19 protein-coding genes and 1 pseudogene are annotated in these 20434 nt (G+C 61.0%); 10 read left to right on the top strand and 10 right to left on the bottom strand.

From position 1 onward, the window contains the following. Positions 1 to 23 precede the first annotated feature (23 nt). The gene (locus tag AABM52_RS09820) at positions 24 to 887 is read right to left on the bottom strand and encodes a LysR substrate-binding domain-containing protein (RefSeq protein ID WP_347911562.1); all 864 of its coding nucleotides are present in this window, start codon (positions 885 to 887) and stop codon (positions 24 to 26) included. Positions 888 to 983: 96 nt separating this feature from the next. Between AABM52_RS09820 and AABM52_RS09815 the strand changes: the two genes are divergently transcribed. Next, positions 984 to 1895: a DMT family transporter gene (locus tag AABM52_RS09815; protein WP_347911561.1), complete on the top strand. Its 912-nt coding sequence runs from the start codon at positions 984 to 986 to the stop codon at positions 1893 to 1895. A 141-nt stretch (positions 1896 to 2036) separates the two neighbouring features. Here the strand turns inward: AABM52_RS09815 and AABM52_RS09810 are convergent, their stop codons facing one another. Continuing rightward, positions 2037 to 2747 carry a FadR/GntR family transcriptional regulator gene (locus AABM52_RS09810; RefSeq protein WP_347911560.1) on the bottom strand — a complete coding sequence of 237 codons (711 nt, stop codon included), beginning with the start codon at positions 2745 to 2747 and terminating at the stop codon, positions 2037 to 2039. 280 nt (positions 2748 to 3027) lie between these two features. Between AABM52_RS09810 and AABM52_RS09805 the strand changes: the two genes are divergently transcribed. The 3 genes from AABM52_RS09805 to ampC all read left to right on the top strand — a co-directional run bounded on the left by AABM52_RS09805 (position 3028) and on the right by ampC (position 7000). After that, complete coding sequence (locus tag AABM52_RS09805; protein ID WP_347911559.1) at positions 3028 to 4374, top strand: MFS transporter; 1347 nt, start codon at positions 3028 to 3030, stop codon at positions 4372 to 4374. A gap of 12 nt (positions 4375 to 4386) precedes the next feature. Further along, the gene (gudD, locus tag AABM52_RS09800) at positions 4387 to 5730 is read left to right on the top strand and encodes a glucarate dehydratase (RefSeq protein WP_347911558.1); all 1344 of its coding nucleotides are present in this window, start codon (positions 4387 to 4389) and stop codon (positions 5728 to 5730) included. Between the two features lie 130 nt (positions 5731 to 5860). Further along, positions 5861 to 7000: a class C beta-lactamase gene (ampC, locus tag AABM52_RS09795; RefSeq protein ID WP_347911557.1), complete on the top strand. Its 1140-nt coding sequence runs from the start codon at positions 5861 to 5863 to the stop codon at positions 6998 to 7000. Positions 7001 to 7068: 68 nt separating this feature from the next. Here the strand turns inward: ampC and AABM52_RS09790 are convergent, their stop codons facing one another. Further along, positions 7069 to 7620, bottom strand: coding sequence for a DUF4174 domain-containing protein (locus AABM52_RS09790; protein ID WP_347911556.1), 552 nt, complete (start codon positions 7618 to 7620; stop codon positions 7069 to 7071). A gap of 180 nt (positions 7621 to 7800) precedes the next feature. Between AABM52_RS09790 and AABM52_RS09785 the strand changes: the two genes are divergently transcribed. Continuing rightward, on the top strand, positions 7801 to 8169 hold the full coding sequence (locus AABM52_RS09785; protein WP_347911555.1) for a VOC family protein: 369 nt from the start codon (positions 7801 to 7803) through the stop codon (positions 8167 to 8169). 20 nt (positions 8170 to 8189) lie between these two features. Here AABM52_RS09785 and AABM52_RS09780 read toward each other — a convergent pair whose 3' ends face one another. Further along, positions 8190 to 8975 (bottom strand): sulfite exporter TauE/SafE family protein, encoded by a 786-nt coding sequence (locus tag AABM52_RS09780; RefSeq protein ID WP_347911554.1) that lies wholly within the window; start codon positions 8973 to 8975, stop codon positions 8190 to 8192. Positions 8976 to 9126: 151 nt separating this feature from the next. Then, a complete protein-coding gene (locus AABM52_RS09775) occupies positions 9127 to 9876 on the bottom strand; it encodes a hypothetical protein (RefSeq protein ID WP_347911553.1) in 750 nt (249 codons plus the stop codon). Positions 9877 to 10079: 203 nt separating this feature from the next. Here AABM52_RS09775 and AABM52_RS09770 point away from each other — a divergent pair, with 203 nt between their 5' ends. After that, a complete protein-coding gene (locus AABM52_RS09770) occupies positions 10080 to 10901 on the top strand; it encodes an aldo/keto reductase (protein ID WP_347911552.1) in 822 nt (273 codons plus the stop codon). A gap of 25 nt (positions 10902 to 10926) precedes the next feature. After that, a complete protein-coding gene (locus AABM52_RS09765) occupies positions 10927 to 11397 on the top strand; it encodes a DUF1810 domain-containing protein (protein WP_347911551.1) in 471 nt (156 codons plus the stop codon). Here the strand turns inward: AABM52_RS09765 and AABM52_RS09760 are convergent. After that, positions 11362 to 13722 (bottom strand): DNA polymerase II, encoded by a 2361-nt coding sequence (locus tag AABM52_RS09760; RefSeq protein WP_347911550.1) that lies wholly within the window; start codon positions 13720 to 13722, stop codon positions 11362 to 11364. The genes AABM52_RS09765 and AABM52_RS09760 overlap by 36 nt on opposite strands. Before the next feature lie 234 nt (positions 13723 to 13956). On the opposite strand from AABM52_RS09760, the gene AABM52_RS09755 reads away from it, so the two are divergent. Next, positions 13957 to 14397 carry a CBS domain-containing protein gene (locus AABM52_RS09755; RefSeq protein WP_347911549.1) on the top strand — a complete coding sequence of 147 codons (441 nt, stop codon included), beginning with the start codon at positions 13957 to 13959 and terminating at the stop codon, positions 14395 to 14397. Positions 14398 to 14432: 35 nt separating this feature from the next. On the opposite strand, the gene AABM52_RS09750 is transcribed toward AABM52_RS09755, so the two are convergent. Further along, positions 14433 to 15056 (bottom strand): glutathione S-transferase family protein, encoded by a 624-nt coding sequence (locus AABM52_RS09750; protein ID WP_347911548.1) that lies wholly within the window; start codon positions 15054 to 15056, stop codon positions 14433 to 14435. Positions 15057 to 15317: 261 nt separating this feature from the next. Here AABM52_RS09750 and AABM52_RS09745 point away from each other — a divergent pair. Continuing rightward, positions 15318 to 15593, top strand: a pseudogene (locus tag AABM52_RS09745) (hypothetical protein); the annotation flags it as partial. A gap of 86 nt (positions 15594 to 15679) precedes the next feature. Here the strand turns inward: AABM52_RS09745 and AABM52_RS09740 are convergent. Continuing rightward, positions 15680 to 16771: a DUF1615 domain-containing protein gene (locus AABM52_RS09740; RefSeq protein WP_347911547.1), complete on the bottom strand. Its 1092-nt coding sequence runs from the start codon at positions 16769 to 16771 to the stop codon at positions 15680 to 15682. Between the two features lie 137 nt (positions 16772 to 16908). Here AABM52_RS09740 and AABM52_RS09735 point away from each other — a divergent pair, with 137 nt between their 5' ends. Continuing rightward, complete coding sequence (locus AABM52_RS09735; RefSeq protein ID WP_347911546.1) at positions 16909 to 18444, top strand: FAD-dependent oxidoreductase; 1536 nt, start codon at positions 16909 to 16911, stop codon at positions 18442 to 18444. A gap of 34 nt (positions 18445 to 18478) precedes the next feature. On the opposite strand, the gene hemB is transcribed toward AABM52_RS09735, so the two are convergent. Continuing rightward, positions 18479 to 19453, bottom strand: coding sequence for a porphobilinogen synthase (gene hemB / locus AABM52_RS09730; RefSeq protein ID WP_057714015.1), 975 nt, complete (start codon positions 19451 to 19453; stop codon positions 18479 to 18481). A gap of 67 nt (positions 19454 to 19520) precedes the next feature. Continuing rightward, positions 19521 to 20231, bottom strand: coding sequence for a glutathione binding-like protein (locus tag AABM52_RS09725; protein ID WP_347911544.1), 711 nt, complete (start codon positions 20229 to 20231; stop codon positions 19521 to 19523). Between the last annotated feature and the right edge of the window lie 203 nt (positions 20232 to 20434).

The raw sequence follows: 20434 nt of genomic DNA, 5'->3' as shown, positions 1-20434 counted from the left end.
TCCTACATTGGCTGATCCTGAACCTAGGCAAACTCCTCGCGCAGCATCGCCACAAACGCCTCACGCGCCGGGTGCACCCCGGCGTTTTCGTGCCAGTAGAACAGGCTCTCGATTGCCGTCAGTTCGGGAAACTCGAACGCCACGCACCCGGCGCCCTTGGCGTATTGATCGAAAACCCCTTTAGTCACCAGCGCCACGCCGGCCCCGGCGCTGACGCAACCGACAATCGCGCCATAGCTGGCCAGGCTGACAATCGGCAGCGCCAACCCATTGCGCAATAACCAATGCTCCATCGCCGCCCGGTAAGGACAGCCCTGAGGCCAAAGGAACATCGTCTTGTCGTGCAGGTCCGCCACGTCGCGCAGCGGCCCGAGGGAGGTTGAGGCGATCAACAGCAACTCTTCGCGGTACATCGGCGTGCGCTTGAGGTGCGCACGCTCGACGTCGACCGCGACGATTGCACCGTCGAGCTTGTGATTGAGCGTGTCGTCGAGCAACTGGGCCCAGGTGCCGGTGGTCAGCTCCAGCGCCACCTGCGGGAAACGCTTGTGGAATTTCGCCAGCAGGCGCGGCAATCGCCCGGTGGCCGACGACTCGATGGCGCCGATGCGCAGCGGCCCCGAGGGTTCGGCCGAAGGATCGACCGCGCGCTTGGCCTCGGCGGTGAGAGCAAGAATTTTCGAGGCGTAGGCCAGGAAGGTTTGCCCCGACGGACTGATGCGCAGCCCTCGCCCCTCGCGCAGAAACAGCGCAACACCCAGTTCGGCCTCCAGGGCCTTGATCCGGACTGTGATGTTCGACGGCACGCAGTGCAACAGCTCGGCCGCGCGGGCGATGCTGCCGACATCGGCCACGGTCTTGAACATGCGAATCTGTGCCAGCTCCATACATCACCCACAGTGAACGGTTTCAGCATTATAAGTCAGTTGTGGCGAACGATCCGCTTTCTGATACTCGGTGCATCCGCCCATAGGTGCACGACCATGACGCCGCTCATACCCTCCCCCGTTTCACCCTGGAAAATCATCCTGGCCATGGCGTTTGTCGTGGCGTGCTGGGGCTATTCCCCGACCGGCATCCACATCGGTTTGCAGGCCTACGACCCGGTGCACCTGGCGCTCCTGCGCTTTCTGCTGGCCTCTGTGTTCATGGCCGTGGTCGCGATAATCAAGGGCATTCGCCTGCCGAGCCTTCGCGACTTGCCACTGATGTTCGGCCTGGGTTTCTTTGCCGTGAGCCTGCACCACGTGGCGATCAACTTCGGGCAGCAAGGTGTCAGCGCTGGTGCTTCGAGCGTCCTGGCCCAGACCACGCCGCTGTTCAGCACGCTGATCGCGCGCTTCGTGTTCAAGGATCAGGTGAGCCTGTGGCGCTGGGGTTGTGTGCTGCTCGGGTTGTTGGGCGTGGTGATTGTGGTGGCGGGCGATCATGGCCTGGGCAGCATTGACGCCCACGGCTTGCTGATCCTGCTGGCGGCGGTGTCCTGGAGTCTCTACTTTGCCCTGCAAAAGCATCACACCGGGCGTTACGACGGGCTGACGCTGGTGTGTTACACGGTGTGGTCCGGGACGGCGCTGTTGCTGGTTTTCTTGCCCGGCCTGGCGGATCAAGTCGCCCTGGCGCCAATGCGTGTGCAGTTTGCGGTGATTGCCCTGGGGATATTCCCCAGTGCCCTGGCGTACCTGGTCTGGGCTTATGTGCTGGCGCATGTCGATTTGAGCCGGGCAACGATGACGCTGTATCTGACGCCGCCGACGGCGATGGTCATTGCGTCCTATGCGCTCGGCGAACGACCGACATTGATGATCGTGGTCGGCGGGCTGGTGGTGTTGGTGAGTGTGCTGGCGTTGAATCTGGAGCGGCGGGCTGTGGTTGTTCAGGCTGTCAGGGTCTGATTCAGGCTTTTCGCTGTCAGGTCTGGCGCTATCGCGAGCAGGCTCGCTCCTACAGGGGAATTGCAGTGCTCACACAATTGGTGTGGGAGCGGGCTTGCTCGCGAAGAACGATCACTCGGTGCCACTGAAAAACAGCCAACCTCAACTAGCCGAAAACCGGTCGCGGCTGTTGGTCAGGTGCAGCCACATCGCCGCCCGCGCCGCGTCCGGGTCCTGGCGTTTGATGGCATTGAGGATCGCCTCGTGCTCCAGGTTGGCCAACTGGCCGAGCTTGCTCAAATCCACCGCGCCACGCTCGGCGGCATTGACCCGGGTGCGCGGGATCATCGCATTGCCCAGGTGCTGCATGATTTCGGTGAAGCACAGGTTGCCGGTGGCTTCGGCGATCAGCAGGTGAAAACGCCGGTCCGCTTCGACACAGCTGTCGTTGTTGGCCAGCAGGCTTTGATAGTCATCCAGCGCTTCACGCATCTGCACCAGTAGCAGATCGGTGCGGCGAGTTGCCGCCAGCGCCGCCGCCTGGGTTTCCAGGCCCATGCGCAACTCCAGGATGCTGCGCACCCCCAACGCGGTATCGACATTCAGCCGCAGCCCCTGCTCCGGCGCACGCTCGATCACGAACGTGCCAATGCCGTGCCGGGTCTCCACCAGCCCCGAGGCCTGCAGCTTCGAGATCGCCTCACGCACCACCGTGCGACTGACCCCGTGTTCCTGAACGATGGTGTTCTCCGACGGCAGCTTGTCGCCGGGCAACATCTGGCCGAGCAGGATGCGCTGGGTCAGTTTCTCCACCAGGTCATGGGCCAGATTGTGGCTGCGCTTGCGGGCGGGTACTTCGAGGTCTTCTTGCATCGGGGTGTCCGGAAATCAGGGCTATCGAATCGTAGCATCGCGCTGGGCGGGAATCTTGAAAATTCTCGCTTAACTTGTATGACAACACTCAACAACAAGCCCATATTGATTCGTTTCAAGGGCCATCCGACACCACCAAAAGAATAAAAACCCTCTGACAACGCGCCATTTCATTGAATAAACGTAGTTGCAAGATCAAAAAATCTAGTTGTATGATGTCTATCAACAACGCAACACCCAGCTTCACCCCGCATAAAAATAACGAGTGGGAGAAAACGCAGTGAATACATCCATCTCCGGGATGCACGACGACGCCAATTCAGCGCTGAAGTCCGCCATCGCCAAAGTCAAACGTCACGTCTTGCCGCTGTTCGTCATCATGTTCATCGTCAATTACATTGATCGCGTGAACATCGGTTTCGTCCGTGCCCACATGGAACACGACCTGGGCATTGGCGCGGCCGCCTATGGCCTGGGTGCCGGTCTGTTCTTCATCGGTTATGCACTGTTCGAGGTGCCCTCCAACATCCTTCTGCATAAAGTCGGCGCACGCATCTGGCTGACCCGCATCATGCTGACCTGGGGCCTGGTCGCCGCAAGCATGGCGTTCATCCAGAACGAAACCCACTTCTACATCCTGCGTTTTCTGCTGGGCGTGGCCGAAGCAGGGTTCTTTCCCGGGGTGATCTACTACTTCACCCGCTGGTTACCGGGTGTGGAGCGCGGCAAGGCGATTGCGATTTTCCTCAGCGGCTCGGCGATTGCCTCGCTGATCTCCGGCCCGCTGTCCGGGCTACTCCTGCAAATCAGCGGCCTGGGCATGCACGGCTGGCAATGGATGTACTTCATCGAAGGCATGTTCTCGGTCGGGTTGTGCGTGTTCGTCTGGTTCTGGCTGGACTCCAGGCCCCACGACGCCAAATGGCTGACCCGCGAAGAGCAGGACGCGCTGGTGAAGGCCATCGACGACGAACAACTGGCCCGGGAAGCCGCCTCGCCCATCAAGCCGTCGCTGGGCAAATTGCTCAAGGATCGCCAGATCATCCTGTTCTGCCTGATCTACTTCTTTATCCAGTTGACCATCTACGCCGCGACCTTCTGGCTGCCGAGCATCATCAAGAAGATGGGCGACCTGAGCGATGTCCAGGTCGGGCTGTTCAACTCGATTCCGTGGTTGCTGTCGATTGTCGGCATGTACGCCTTCGCTTCTTTGTCGGGCAAATGGAAACACCAGCAAGCCTGGGTCGCCACCGCCCTGCTGATCGCCGCGGCCGGAATGTTCATGTCCACCACCGGTGGGCCGGTCTTCGCCTTCGTTGCGATCTGCTTTGCTGCACTGGGCTTCAAATCGGCCTCGTCGCTGTTCTGGCCGATTCCCCAGGCCTATCTGGATGCACGCATCGCGGCCGGCGTCATCGCGCTGATCAACTCGGTGGGCAACCTCGGCGGCTTCGTTGCGCCGACCACTTTCGGCCTGCTCGAAGAACGCACCGGTTCGATTCAGGGCGGGCTGTACGGCCTGGCCGCGACCTCGATCATCGCCGCCATCATCGTGTTTGCCGCCCGCAACACACCGAAACCCGCGCCTGCCGTCGAATCGGCCAAAGCTGCGCCACGTCACGCCTGAAAGGATAAAAAAATGACTGCACAAGAAATCGCCAAGGCCCCGATCATCACCAGCATGCAGATTGTTCCGGTGGCCGGCCACGATGGCATGCTGCTCAATCTGAGCGGCGCCCACGGCCCGTTTTTCACCCGCAACATCGTGATCCTCAAGGACAACGCCGGCCACACCGGCGTTGGCGAAGTACCGGGGGGCGAGCGCATTCGCCAGACCCTCGAAGACGCGCGAAGCCTGGTGGTCGGCAGCCCGATTGGCACCTACCAGAAGATTCTCAATCAGGTGCGCCAGACCTTCGCCGACCGCGATGCCGGTGGCCGCGGCTTGCAGACCTTCGACCTGCGCATCACCATTCACGCCGTCACCGGCCTGGAAGCCGCATTGCTCGATTTGCTCGGCCAGCACCTGGACGTGCCGGTGGCCGCCCTGCTCGGCGAAGGCCAGCAGCGCGATGAAGTGAAGATGCTCGGCTATCTGTTTTATGTCGGTGATCGCAACGAAACCGACCTCGCCTACCGCAGCGAACCGGACGCCGACAACGACTGGTTCCGCGTGCGTCACGAGAAAGCCATGACCGCCGATGCGGTGGTGCGCCTGGCCGAGGCGGCACACGCCAAATATGGCTTCAAGGACTTCAAGCTCAAGGGCGGCGTGCTCAGCGGCGACGCGGAAATCGAAGCGGTCACGGCCCTGGCCGAACGCTTCCCCGATGCGCGCATCACCCTCGACCCGAATGGCGCCTGGTCACTGAAAGAAGCCATCCGCCTGTGCCGCGATCAGCACCACGTGCTGGCCTACGCCGAAGACCCGTGCGGGGCGGAAAACGGTTACTCAGGGCGCGAAGTCATGGCTGAATTCCGCCGGGCCACGGGCCTGAAGACCGCGACCAACATGATCGCCACCGACTGGCGGGAGATGGGCCACGCGATCCAGTTGCAGTCAGTCGACATTCCCTTGGCCGACCCACACTTCTGGACCATGCAAGGCTCGGTGCGCGTGGCGCAGATGTGCCATGAATGGGGCCTGACCTGGGGCTCGCACTCCAACAACCACTTCGACATCTCCCTGGCGATGTTCACCCATGTCGCGGCAGCCGCGCCGGGCCAGATCACCGCCATCGACACCCACTGGATCTGGCAGGACGGCCAGCGCCTGACCAAGGCCCCGCTGCAAATCGTCGACGGCTGCGTGCAGGTACCGCAGAAACCGGGGCTGGGGGTGGAACTGGACATGGATCAGGTCGCCAAAGCTCATGAACTTTACAAAGGCATGGGCCTGGGGGCCCGAGATGACAGCGTGGCGATGCAGTTCCTGATTCCCGACTGGAAGTTCGATAACAAGCGGCCGTGCCTGGTGCGTTGAATCGCCAAGTGCGTTGAGTCGAAGGTTGCGCGTGGCCGCCTGTTGGCGGCCGATTTTAAAAAGCGCTCGGAGCATGGCGCTTAAGCCCCTAAAATGACGCGCAACTGAATCAACGACGGATGAAACCAACATGGACAGGCTGAAAACCATCGCCGCTTGCATGGCGATATTCGCCGCGGGCCAGTGCGTGGCACAGGATCAAATCGAGACAGTGGTGAACGCCGCTGTACAACCGGTGATGCAAGCCGAGGGTATCAACGGCATGGCCGTGGCGGTCACCGTCAACGGCCAGGCGCATTACTTCAACTATGGTGTTGCGTCGAAAGAAACCGGCACTCCCGTCACTCAAGACACCCTGTTCGAAATCGGCTCCGTCAGCAAAACCTTCACCGCCACCCTCGCCGCCTACGCCCAGGCCACGGGCAAGCTGTCGCTATCGGACAAGGCCAGCCAGGTCCTGCCGGCCTTGCGCGGCAGTGCGTTCGACCACATCAGCGTGCTGCAACTGGGCACCTACAGCGCTGGCGGCCTGCCGCTGCAATTTCCTGCCGAATATGATTCGGCCGACAAGATGCTCGGCTACTACAAACAATGGAAACCACTCTACGCCCCCGGCAGCCACCGACTATATTCGAACCCCAGCCTCGGACTGTTCGGCTACCTCGCCGCGCAAAGCATGGGCCAGCCGTTCGATGACCTGATGGAGAAAACCCTGCTGCCGAAACTGGGCCTCAAGCACACCTATGTGCATGTGCCGCAGAATCAGATGGCGCTGTATGCCCAGGGCTACAACAAGGAAGGCAAACCGGTGCGGGTCACTCCGGGTGCGCTGGATTCCGAGGCGTACGGGGTGAAAACCAGCGCTGCGGACTTGCTGGCCTACGTCGGCGCAAACATAAAACCGGCGTCCCTGGAAAAGCCATTGCAGCAAGCCATCGCCTTGACCCATAGCGGTTACTACACCGTTGGCGATATGACCCAGGGCCTCGGTTGGGAAATGTATCGATACCCGATCACACTGGATCGCCTGCTGGACGGCAACTCCACGCCGATGGCCATGCAGGCCCATGAAGTCCAGTGGCTGAATCCGCCACAAGCGCAGCCAGAGAACGTGCTGATCAATAAGACAGGTTCAACCGGTGGTTTTGGTGCTTACGTGGCGTACGTGCCATCAAAGGACATCGGCATCGTGATGCTGGCCAACAAAAATTATCCCAATGCGGAGCGGGTCAGGATTGCTCATCGGATTCTGAGTGGCCTTTCCCAATAGCGACTGATCCATCTGTGGGAGTGAGCTCGCTCCCACAGAGAAACCTTCCATCGCCACAAGATTGAGGCTCAATCATCCGGCATTTCAGGCGGCTTGGAGGGCTTGGCCGGCTTGCTGTTTTTCCCGGGCTTGGCGCCTTTGACCGCTGGTTCCGCTTCAGCGACGGGAGCGGCCACGGTCGCGGTAAATTCTTTCTCGGCCGCCGGCAACTGATCGACAGTGCTGAAAATCTCGTCCAGCTTGAAGGCATCCGATTGCTCAAGTTTCTTTTCGCCGTCCTTGCCGACCAGAATCACCTTGGTCTTGGCGCCTGCACCCAGCTTGAGCGAGCGGATCAGCGCCGCCGTGTCCTGTGGCCCCAAGTCCTTGCCGTCGCGCTGGCCCATCAGGTTGAGTACGGTGTAGAGCACCATGTTGCGGTCGGTGAACCCCTTGCGATTGGCCGGCTCATCCAGCGACTTTTTCAGGCTGACCCAGTTCGGATCAACGGTGCTTGGAGCGATGACAATCAGTGGCCGCGCCCTGCCCTTGTCCATGTCCAGTGGTGAGTCGCCATCGGCGGCGAACGAGGTGCCGGCAATCGCCAGTAAAGTAGCCAGGGTCAGTGACCTGATGAGCATGCGCATCTCCTTTTGATATCCACGCTCTAATGATTGCGCATCGCGGCGATCGTTCCGGGTGACGTGCCGCAAATATTTTTCGCCTTGTCCCAAGCTTAGGTCAGGGCGGTCATTGCGCAACAGGCTGGGCTAATCTGAAGACTCATGACAACCCGCCTGATCCGCCGTGAGGACTGGCCCATGAGCACTCAGTTGAACCACACCATCGTCTGGTGCCGGGACAAGCAGGTTTCGGCGAATTTCCTGGCCCGCCTCCTTGGCCTGCCTGCCCCGCAGCCCTTCGGGCCCATGCTGATCGTCAAGCTGGATAACGGCGTGTCACTGGACTTCTACGACAACGACCCGCCGATTGCGTCTCAGCACTACGCATTCTTGATGGACGACGAGGATTTCGATGCGGCCTTCGCACGCCTGCAAGCCAACGGTCAGCCATGGTGGGCCGACCCGGGCAAGCAGCGACTTAGGGAGATCAATGATTACGCGGGAGGACGGCGGGTGTATTTCGATGACCCGGACGGGCATCTGCTGGAAATATTCACCCGCGAATGAGGCTGGCGTGGCGGCTTGGATCAGAACGCCAGTTTGTAGCCGATCATCAACAGCATGGTCGCCAGGCAAGGGCGCAGTACTTCGTCGGAGATACGCCCCGTCAGGTGGCTACCCAGGTAAATCCCCGGCAAAGAGCCCACCAGCAAGTAACCCAGGACATGCCAGTCCATGTTGCCCATGCTGGCATGGCCAAGGCCTGCGACCAGGGTCAGCGGCACGGCGTGGGCGATTTCAGTGCCCACCAGGCGGCGGGTCGGCAGCATCGGATAGAGAATGAACAGTGCCACGGTGCCCAGTGCACCGGCACCGATGGACGTCAGCGCGACCACGGAGCCAAGGACCAGCCCGGTGATGACCGTCATCACGTTCAAGCGCAATCCGCTGGGGTTGTAGTTGCCGCCCGCACGTTTGTGGGCGAAGTCGAGCAGGCGCTTCTTGAACAGGATCGCCAGTGCCGTGGCGAACAACACAAACCCGAGGGCCTGCTTGATGATCGCGTTCATCGCCTCGGGGGCGCTGTGCAGGGTACTGAGGAACCACAGCGTCAACGCCACCGCTGGCACGCTGCCCAAGGTCAGCCAGCCGGTGATCGCCCAGTCGATGTTGTTGTTCTTGCGGTGAACCAGTACACCGCTGGATTTGGTGATGGCAGCGTACAGCAGATCGGTACCGACCGCCGTCGCCGGATTGATGCCGAACCCTAGCAGGATCGGGGTCATGAGCGACCCGCCACCTACGCCAGTCATGCCGACGATGAAGCCGACGACCAGCCCGGCAACGACCAACCCGATGTTCAGTAAATCCATGAATACGTCCACAACGATCGCAGGGGAAATCCGGCCCGCAGCATAGCGGCATTTCTTATAACCAGCTATATCGATGCGATCTATCTTTATGCCAGATGCATCATGTCACCCTGTGGGAGAGAGCTTGCTCCCACAGGGTTCCGTGTCGGACTCACTGCACGGGAAGGAAATTCAGGAACAGCAGGCTCTGGGCATAGTTCAGGCCGATGCGCCGGTAGCGTTCGTCGAGCATCCGGGTCAGCAGGTCCAGCCGGGCGACGATCTTGCCGAACTCGACGGCAAAGCTCAGGTTGCTGCCCTCCTCCGAGATTTCGTTGGAGAACAGCAAGGGCTGGCCCTCTTTGTTCTGTCTCTGGCTGAGGATCCAGGTGGCGATCTCGATATTGCGCGCGGCATTGCTGACGAATACCGGATTGATCGTATCGGTCATGTAGAACTCGAGGCGATTGCCATGGGCGGTCACCAGCATGCTGCCGATGGCATAGATGAACGCCCCGACCCGGTCGCCGAGAAACTCCGGGCTCATGGCAAAACGCAGGGCCGCGAGGTCCTTTTTGCCACCCAGGGTCGGTAATGGCTGCTGCAACTCAATGGCCATGCGCACTTGCTTGCCGGCGGTGCGGGCATCAAGGAAGCCGGACTTTTTCAGCTCATCGGGGTTACGCAGATAGAGCTTGCTCATCAGCAGGTAAAGGCTGTCGAGGTTGTCGCGCATGGTCAGGGTGGCCATGCGGTCGACGCTGGTCTGCAGGAACTCCTGGGGTTTGCCTTCGCGCATCTGGTCGATGATGTCGCCGCCCTGCTGCTGGCTGCAACCGGTGACGAAGAACATCGACAGACCTGCCAGCAGCAGGCAAAGACGGCAGATTTTCGTGGTGAACGCGGGTGAAACTCGAGCCATGGGTTCTTGGACTTGGGCATGGGCCGACGGTGGGGATCGCCGCTGGCTGCCATGGATAGAGCCGGACATTTCAAAAAAGTGCAGTATCGGGCGGTACCAATCGATCACCGGCAGGGGAATATTCAAAGAAAAAACGGATCAGAAAATCGTGAGGACGGTACACGCTCCTACACTATTCACCGAATACACACAGGAGGATTTGCATGCGCACGCTTGAACTGGCTGGCACCAGGGTCCCGGTCATCGGCCAGGGGACCTGGCAGATGGGCGAAGACCGTTCACGGCACACGGAAGAAGTCGCGGCACTGCGCCTGGGCATCGAACTGGGCATGACCCTGATCGACACGGCGGAAATGTACGCCGAAGGCGGCGCCGAGGAAGTGGTGCGCGATGCCATTGCCGGCCAGCGCGACAGCGTCTTTCTGGTCAGCAAGGTGTACCCGCACAATGCCGGTCGCCAGGGCATTCCACTGGCTTGCGAGCGAAGCCTGCGCAGGCTTGGCACCGATTACATCGATCTGTATCTGCTGCATTGGCGCGGCCAGTACCCCTTGGAGGAAACCGTCGACGCCTTCGAGCGCCTGCGCGAAGCCGGCAAGATCGGCCGTTGGGGTGTGTCCAACTTCGACCTCGACGACCTGCTGGAACTGGACACCCCGGCCTGCGCCACCAATCAGGTGCTCTACAACCTGGAACAACGGGGCATAGAATTTGATTTACTGCCCTGGAGCCAGCAACGGCAGTTGCCGGTCATGGCTTACTGCCCGATCGGCCAGGGCGGTAAAATGCTCTTCGAGACCACGCTCAAGCAGGTGGCAGCCCAGCACGGCGCCACAACGGCACAGGTCGCACTGGCCTGGATACTGCGTCAGGAAGGAGTGATCGCCATCCCCAAGGCGGTCCGACTCGAACATGTACGCCTCAACGCCCAAGCCGCCACGTTGCAGCTTGAGCCCGGGGATCTGGAGGCGCTGGACCAAGCGTTTCACGCGCCACAACGCAAACAGCGGCTGGCCATGGTCTGAACCACCGCAGTCAGAGAGCTTCGCCATGAGAAGCACCGACCACCTGGACCCGTTCAATCTGCAACGCTTTCTCCAGGCTCAGGACCCGGTATTCGACCGGGTGCAAAACGAGCTGAACAACGGACACAAGCGCAGTCACTGGATGTGGTTCATTTTCCCCCAGTTTGCCGGGCTCGGCGGCAGCGAGATGTCGCGCCGCTTTGCCATCCGCTCGCGGGAGGAAGCCCTGGCCTACCTTGAGCATCCGTTGCTGGGCGCCCGGCTACGCACCTGCACCCAGGAAGTGCTGAACATCCGGGAGCGCTCGGTAGCGGGAATTTTCGGCCATCCCGACGACCTGAAGTTTCATTCCTCGATGACTCTGTTTGCCCAGGTCGCCGACGCCGACAGCCTTTTCCAGCAAGCCTTGAACCAGTACTTCCATGGCATCCTGGATGACTGGACCCTGTCGCTGATGGACTCAAAACAGGCCCAGTTGCCCACCAATCAGGGTTGAGAAGTCGTCGTCGACAAACGGCAGTATCGCGTCCGCCACCGGTTGCAGCTGTTTAGTGATGTAGTGGTCGTAATCGATGGGCGCGTTGCGCACTTCCAGCGGTTCGGGGCCGGCGACGGTGATCACGTAGCTGATCCAGCCGCCGTTCTGGTACTGGCGCGAGCGCCCCTGCCGGTCGTTGTACTCGTCGGCCAGGCGCGCCGCGCGCACATGGGGCGGTACGTTGCGCTGATAGTCATCAAGGGTGCGACGCAGGCGTTTGCGGTAGATCAGCCGGTCATCGAATTCACCCGCCAGGGTCTGGCGCACGTAGTCACGCACATAATCCTGATAAGGCTTGCGCAGGAAGATCCGTGAATACAGCTCCTGCTGGAATTGCCGGGCCAGCAGCGACCAGTCGGTGCGCACGGTTTCCAGGCCTTTGTAGACCATTTCGTCGCGGCCATCGTCTCGGGTAACCAGCCCGGCGTAGCGTTTCTTGCTGCCTTCTTCGGCGCCGCGAATGGTCGGCATCAAAAAACGTTTGTAGTGGGTTTCGAACTGCAATTCGAGAACGCTTTGCAAGCCGTATTCCTGCTGCACGTGCTCGCGCCACCACTGATTGACGTGCGCCACCAGCGCGTGGCCGATCTGCGCCGCCTCCTGCTGGCCATGGGCGCGACGCAGCCAGACGAAGGTCGAGTCGGTGTCGCCGTAAATCACCGCATGCCCCTGGGCTTCGATCAACTGGCGGGTGCGCAGCATGATTTCGTGCCCGCGCAAGGTGATGGACGACGCCAGACGCGTATCGAAGAAGCGACAACCGCTGGAACCGAGCACACCGTAGAAGGCGTTCATGATGATTTTCAGCGCCTGGGACAGTGGTGCGTTGTGTTCGCGCTTGGCGGTTTCCCGGCCTTCGGCCACCCGGGCGACGATGGACGGCAGGCAATGTCGGGTGCGGGAAAAGCGCGCGCCACGAAATCCCGGCACCGACTGGCTGTCGTCCGGGTGCTCGAGCCCTTCAATCAGCCCCACGGGGTCAATCAGGAAGGTGCGGATGATCGACGGATAAAGGCTTTTGTAGTCGAGCACCAGCACCGATTCGTACAGCCCCGGTTGCGAATCCATGACAAAACCGCCGGGGCTGGCTTGCGGCGGCTTGCCGCCGAGGTTTGGCGCAACGAAACCCTGACGGTGCATCAGCGGCATGTACAGGTGCGTGAACGCCGCCACCGAACCGCCCATGCGATCGGCCGGCAAACCGGTGACGCTGGCCCGTTCCAGCAGGAAGGTGAGCAACTCGGTCCTGGCGAAAATCCGCGTGACCAGTTCGCAGTCCTTGAGGTTGTATGTAGCCAGCGCCGGCTTGTCCTCGGCGAACATACGATTGATTTCGTCCATGCGCTGGTACGGGTTGTCGATGGACTTGCCCTCGCCGAGCAGGGTTTGCGCGACGTTTTCCAGGCTGAACGAGGGGAGACTCCAGGTCGCCGAACGCAGGGCCTCGATACCGTCGATGATCAAGCGGCCAGCGGCTGAAGCGAAGTAATGGTTGCCGCTGCCGTGTTCGCGCCACTGCATTTCCTCGCCGCCACGCCCCAGTTTCAACGGCACCGCCAGGCGCCGGGCGTGTTCGTGGAGCACCCGCAAGTCGAACTGCACGACATTCCAGCCGATGATCGCGTCGGGGTCGAACCGGGCAAACCAGTCGTTGAGCTTTTTCAGCAACAGGGTTCGCGAATCGCAGTATTCGAGCTGGAAATCCACCTGGTTGGCATCGCCATTGGGCGGACCGAGCATGTACACCTGACGCTCGCCGCAGCCTTCCAGGGCGATGGAGTACAACTCGCCCTGGGCGGTGGTCTCGATGTCCAGGGACACCAGTTTCAGGCTCGGCCGGTAATCGGGATCGGGTTTCATCTGCGCGTCCAGCAGCAGGCCCTCGGCATTCGGCGTGCCACTGAAACGCACCGGCGCGGTGATGAAACGTTCCATCATGTAGCGTTCCGGCGGGCGCACGTCGGCTTCGAACACCTCGACACCGGCCCGGCGCAGCGCGGTTTCCAGGCGCATCAACTGGCCATGTTGCTGGCAGTAAAGCCCGAGGACCGGGCGATGTTCGAAGTCCTGCAGGGCCAGGGGCCTGAGCTCGACATTCTTCTCGTCATGCAAAACGCTTTCGGCGGGCTGACGGTGCGCAGCGGGGATGAACGCCACCGACGGCTGATGAGGCAGGCGGATACGCCGGGGACCGCTGTCGGTCGCCAGCCAGAATTCGACTTCCGTACCGGCCGGGGTGTCGCGCCAATGCCGGGTCAGGACGAAGCCCTGCTGTAGATCCACCACTGCAAACCTCAAAACTGATTCAGAGGGTGATTCTACCCGGCATCAGTCGGGATAGCGCGTATGGCCCCGGTATCTCTGGCCCACAGGTAATCTATTGGCCTGAAATGTGAGGTTTGCCAAAGAAAAACTGCCGAATGACGTTTTTTACGTGTTAACTGCCGCTTTCGCCCTTGCCCGAAACGCTCGCGTCTACGATTCTTCAAGAACAACGACAACACCCGAGTAACCACCATGAAAACCGTCGCCCAACTGCTCAAGCTCAAAGATCAGAAGAATCAGGAAGTGCATCAGATCAAACCCGACCACATGGTGCTCGAAGCGCTGATGAAGATGGCCGAGAAAAACGTCGGCGCCTTGCTGGTGGTGGACAATGATGAAGTGCTGGGCATCATCAGCGAACGGGACTATGCGCGCAAACTGGTGCTGCACGGCCGCTCTTCGGTGGGCACGCCGGTGCGCGACATCATGGTGTCACCGGTGATTACCGTCGACACCCATCAAACCGTGGATACCTGCCTGGGCATCATGTCCGATAGGCGTCTGCGTCACTTGCCGGTGGTCGAAAACGGCAAATTGATCGGCCTGCTGTCGATCGGTGACCTGGTCAAGGAAGCCATTGCCGAACAGGCGGAACTGATCAAGCAACTGGAACAGTACATTCGCGGGGAGTAAGTCGACACGCCGCTCCCACATTGGGTTTTGGGTGTTCAGGCCGGCCAATGCCGGGCGAACACCGGTGCCAGCGCCGGGTGGCGGTCGATGCGTTCCAGCCAGGCGAAAAACCCCGGCCGGGCGTTGCGCAAATATTCCCGGCTGCCCGCCCATCGCGAGATCACCGCCGCCAGCACATCCAGGGCCCCTGGTTTCTCGCTGCCCAGGTACAACTCGCCCGAGAACTGATCGGCAAACACCTCCCAGCTCCAGTGCAGGCGCCGGCGGGCGCCCTCCATGAGGTTCTGCCTGGACGACTCATCCGCCTCGGCCAGCCAGCGTTCGGGGTAATCAATGATGCCGATGGCCGCGTAGCAATTGCTGACGATGTATGCCATGCCGCGAACGGCCTGGTCCCGCTCGGCCGGATCCTGCGGCAACAATCCCGATGCGGGAAAGGTCAGCCCGAGGTGGATCAGGATCGCCGCGCTCTCGGTCAAGACACTGCCATCGGGTAGCTGCAAGGTCGGAATCTGTTTGAGCGGGTTGAGTTTCTCCAGCGCCTGGGCCGCCTCCGCGGACGTCTCGACATCGATGAAGCGATAAGGAACATCACAGAGTTCAAGGGCTGCTTCGATAACCGCCGCTCCGGAGTTCAGATGGCCGTAGAGCTGGTGCATAAATATCTCCTTGCATACCTCGCCCTCCGCCGGGCCACATCGACCGTCGCGGCAGAGGAACGCGCCAGCTATCCAGTGTAGAAGGCGCCGCCCACCACACCGTGGCCATCCGACGATCGCACCATCACGCTCACAAGGGGTGTGGCGCAAGTCCTATCATTGCCGTCGATGTTTACCATCACTTCAATGAAGTTCTCTTAAAAAATCCCCGGCGTAACATCTGCTCCATACCAACCCATAAGCACCCCGGAGCACACCATCATGAAACGCCAGACTCTCCTCAGCATCGCTTTCTCGGTTTTCGCAGTTAACGCTTTCGCCGCAAACCCTGCTCAAACTGTGGTCGCTGAAGGCGGCTCGGATCGTCTGATTGAAAGCCGTGTGGCTGAAGGTGGTTCGGATCGCCTGCTGGAAAAACGTGTTGCCGAAGGCGGTTCCGACAAGCTCCTGCAGAACCGTGTTGCCGAAGGCGGTTCCGACAAACTCCTGCAAAACCGCGTCGCTGAAGGCGGTTCGGACCGTCTGATCGAAAGCCGCGCTGTCTGAATGCAGTGTTTTACCGCAGGACTCAATGAAAACCCGGCCTCACCCGCCGGGTTTTTTATGCTTTTTTTGCGCCGCGATTACTGCCCTGCCCGCGCCATGCAGCGCTGGTAGCGCTCATCGACTCGCTTGGCGAACCAGGCGGTGGTGAGTTTACGGGTGATTTTCGGGCTTTGCAGCACGATCCCCGGTAACACTTCACGGGGCAACGGCCGTCCCTCGGCCCGTTCGGCCAGTTCGAAAACCCGCCGATAGAGTTTGCTGTCTTCGAACGCCAGGGTTTTGCCCTCTTCCAGTTGTTCGCGGATCGTCGGATTGCGCATGTCCAGTTGCTTGCCGAGGCTGCGCACGGCCAGTTCCGTGGTGCCGGGCATGATCGAACCGTAGTTCACCAGGTCGCCATCCAGCGCCAACGGGATACCGGAAGCCCGGCTCACCGCGTTCTGGAACGCGGCGTTACGGCTGGCGTACCAACCCGCGTTGAAGTCCGCAAAGCGATACAACGGCTGTGGATAGCTCACCGGATACCCGAGCAAATGCGCGATGCCGAAATACATGCCACCGCGCCGGGTGAACACTTCATGGCGAATCGATCCCTTCACCGGGTATGGATAGCCTTTGGCCTGCTGCTCGGCAAAATCAATGCTGACCTGCATCGGCCCGCCGGTATGCACCGGGTTGAAGCCGCCGAACAGCTTCTTGCCCATCGGCACCATGCCGATGAAGTCGTCGAAAATAGCGCTCAGTTCCTTTTCACTGCGCGCGGCATTCAGGCGGTTGCTGTAGCTTTTGCCGTTGGGCGAATCGAGCATTAACGCACCGCTCACCAACAGGCCGGGAATATGTGCCTTGGCGGCACGGCGGTCGATCTCGTCGCGGGCGATCTTGCCCAGGCCCGGTACGCTCGGATCGACCTGAAAGGTCGACTCCTGTTCAGTCACCGCCAGCACCGAGCACAGGTTTTGCGTGGTCGGCGAGATGTCCTGCGCGGTAAACGCCACCTGGATATCCGTGGCCCAACCCTGGGGATCGGCAGCCTTGGCGGGCAGCAAACGCACAATCTCGGCCTTCACTTCGGCCGGGCTGCGCGCCGTTGGTTCCTGGGTCCGTTGGCTGCCGCAACCGGCCAATACCAGCAACACGGCGACGCTTGTGATCAATCTGATTTGCATGTCGTTCCATCTAACTCCGTTGGTCCGGGCCAACCATACGACCAATGGCAGGTCAGCGGCTACGTCCGTGGCAGTCCGACGGTTGCCGCCCTCCCCGACTGGACCATACTTGATTCACACAGCGAGGAGGACAGGTCATGCACCGCAGCGACGTGTTGATCATCGGCGCCGGCCCGACCGGGTTGGTCCTGGCGTTGTGGCTGAGCAAACTGGGCGTGCGCGTGCGAATCGTCGACAAAACCTCGGCCCCCGGCACCACGTCCCGGGCGCTGGCCGTCCAGGCTCGGACACTGGAGCTGTATCGCCAGCTCGGACTGGACGAGGCTGTGGTGCAACGCGGCCATCAAGTAAAGGCCGGCAACTTCTGGGTCAAGGGTGAACCCGTGGCGCGCCTGCCCCTGTCCCAGATCGGTGAAGGCCTGACCCCCTACTCGTTTCTCGAAATTTTCCCCCAGGACGAACACGAACGGCTGCTGATCGAGCGCCTGCAAGCCTTCGGCATTACAGTGGAGCGCAACACCGAACTGGCAGGCTTCGAGCAAACCGCAGACGGCATCACGGCCACGCTGCACCTGCCCGACGGCCAGCAGGAAACCTGCCAGGCCTGTTACCTGGCCGGGTGCGACGGTGCCCGGTCGATTGTGCGCAAGACCCTGGATACCGGGTTTCCCGGCGGGACCTACCAGCAGATTTTCTACGTCGCCGACGTGCAGGCCAGCGGCCCGACATTCAACGGCGAACTGCATGTGGATCTCGACGAGGCGGACTTCCTCGCCGTGTTCCCGCTGGGAGACAGTGGTCGTGCTCGTCTGATCGGCACGGTACGCGACGAGCGCGCCGAACACGCCGAAACCCTGCGCTTCGAGGACGTCAGCAGCCGGGCCATCGAGCACATGAAGGTGAAGATCGAGCAACTGAATTGGTTCTCGACCTACCGCGTGCATCATCGGGTGGCGGATCATTTCCGTAAGGACCGGGCGTTTTTGCTCGGTGATGCCGCCCATGTGCACAGCCCGGCGGGCGGCCAGGGCATGAACACCGGGATTGGCGATGCGATCAACCTGGCCTGGAAACTGGCGGCCGTGTTGAGCGGCGCTGCCGAGGCCAGGCTGCTCGACACCTATGAAACCGAGCGCATTGCGTTTGCGCGCAAACTGGTGGCGACCACCGACCGGGTCTTCACGTTCGTCACCGCCGACGGACCGATTGCCGATTTGCTGCGTACGCGCCTGGCTCCGTTCTTGTTACCGAAAATGACCTCGTTCGAAGCCTCCCGTCAGTTCCTGTTTCGCACGGTGTCGCAGATAACCCTGAATTATCGTGGAATGCCGCTGAGCACGGGCGTTGCCGGGCGTGTGCATGGCGGTGATCGCCTGCCCTGGGCCCATGACGGTGAGGGAGATAATTTCGAGTCGCTCAAGTGCCTGACCTGGCAGGTGCATATCTATGGCGATACCAGCGACGAGATGATCGCCTGGTGCCACGAGCACCACCTGCCGCTGCATGTGTTCGACTGGCGACCGGCGTTCGAAGCGGCGGGCCTGGGGCGCAACGGCTTTTATCTGTTGCGGCCCGATACCTATGTGGCGATTGCCGAAACCTGCTCGGACCCGAAAGTGATCGAACGGTACTTCCGCGATCACGGGATCCGGCCGTTTTTTGGCGGGACCTGATGCGACACAGATGAAAATGTGGGAGCGGTGGTCCTTATATCCCGGCCAAGGCCAGATCCATCGCAAAGTACGTAAAGATCAAGTCTGCCCCGGCGCGCTTGATCGCCCCCAGGCTTTCGCGCACCACGCGGTCTTCATCGATGGCCCCGGCCTGGGCGGCAAATTTGATCATCGCGTACTCACCGCTCACCTGATACGCCGACAGCGGCAGGCGCGAGGCTTCGCGGATGTCACGGATGATGTCCAGATACGCACCGGCCGGCTTGACCATCAGCGCATCGGCGCCTTCCTGCTCGTCGAGCAACGACTCGCGTATCGCTTCGCGGCGGTTCATCGGGTTCATCTGGTAGCTTTTACGGTCGCCCTTGAGCGCACTGCCGCCCGCCTCGCGGAACGGGCCATAGAGCGCCGAGGCGAACTTGGTCGAATAGGCCATGATCGCCGTCTGGGTAAACCCGGCGTCATCGAGCGCCCGGCGAATCGCCTGGACTTGCCCGTCCATGGCCGCCGAGGGGGCGATCACGTCGGCACCGGCACGGGCTGCCGCGACGGCTTGCCTGCCGAGGTTGATCAGGGTCTGGTCGTTGTCGACCTCATGGTTGTGCAGCACCCCGCAATGGCCGTGGTCGGTGTACTCGCAAAAGCAGGTGTCGGACATCACGATCATTTCCGGCACTGCGTCCTTGGCGATGCGCGACATGCGTGAGACCAGGCCGTCCTCGCGCCAGGTGTCGCTGCCGCTGCTGTCCAGGTGGTGGGACACGCCAAAGGTCATCACCGACTTGATCCCGGCACGGGCGTAGCGCTCGATCTCGCCGGCCAGCTTCGACTCGGGAATGCGCATCACCCCCGGCATGCTTTTGATCGGCACGAAGTCGTCGATTTCTTCCTCGACGAAAATCGGCAGCACCAGATCGTTCAGGCTGAACTCGGTCTCCTGGAACAGGCTGCGCAGGCTCGCATTGCGGCGCAGACGGCGGGGGCGTGCTTCGGGGAACTGACTGGACATGGGTATTCCTGGATTTCAGAGGACGAGATGCAGGAGCTGGCTTGCCAGCTCCTGCAGGGGAATGATTTCAACCAGCGACCGGGCTCGGAATCTGCAACCCGCGCACCACCGCCGGCCGCGCCAGGAAACGTTCCAGCACCCGCGTTACGTTAGGGAAGTTCTGGATGCCCACCAGATCACCAGCTTCATAGAAGCCGATCAGGTTGCGCACCCACGGGAAAGTGGCGATGTCGGCGATGGTGTAGCGCTCGCCCATGATCCAGTCGCGCCCTTGCAGACGGCCGTCCAGCACCTTGAGCAGGCGCCTGCTTTCCTCGACGTAGCGGTCACGGGGACGCTTGTCTTCATAGTCCTTGCCGGCGAATTTGTTGAAAAACCCGAGCTGGCCGAACATCGGACCAATGCCGCCCATCTGGAACATCAGCCACTGGATCGTTTCGTAGCGCGCTGCCGACTCCTGGGCCAGCAGTTGCCCGCTCTTGTCGGCCAGGTAGATCAGAATCGCTCCCGATTCGAACAGCGCCAGCGGCTGGTCGTCCGGACCATGGGGGTCGAGGATCGCCGGGATCTTGTTGTTGGGATTGAGGGAAAGAAATTCCGGGGACATCTGGTCGTTGGTGTCGAAGCCTACCCGGTGAGGCTCATACGGCAGGCCGATCTCTTCAAGCATGATCGAGACCTTGACGCCGTTGGGGGTCGGCAAGGAGTACAGCTGAATCCACTCCGGGTACTGGGCAGGCCATTTGCGGGTGATGGGGAATGCAGACAAATCGGTCATGGGCGCGATCCACGAAGACATTGAGAGTGACGATAATAATGTAGTTATCGGCTCAGCGAGCCCCTGAAGCCATCGTTCTCGCTGATAGGCGAGATCAAAAGAGATCACCACTGTTTCGACACCATCCGGTGTATTGTGTCCACATTTGTGCAACATCCTGTCGATAACCTTCGCTGCAAACCCGTGAAGGTTACCGGTAGATT

Origin of the sequence: Pseudomonas grandcourensis, assembly GCF_039909015.1 — a bacterium.
In the GTDB taxonomy this organism is placed as follows: domain Bacteria; phylum Pseudomonadota; class Gammaproteobacteria; order Pseudomonadales; family Pseudomonadaceae; genus Aquipseudomonas; species Aquipseudomonas grandcourensis.
Note: the sequence above shows the minus strand (reverse complement) of the source record. Positions and strands in the feature narration are given on the sequence as shown.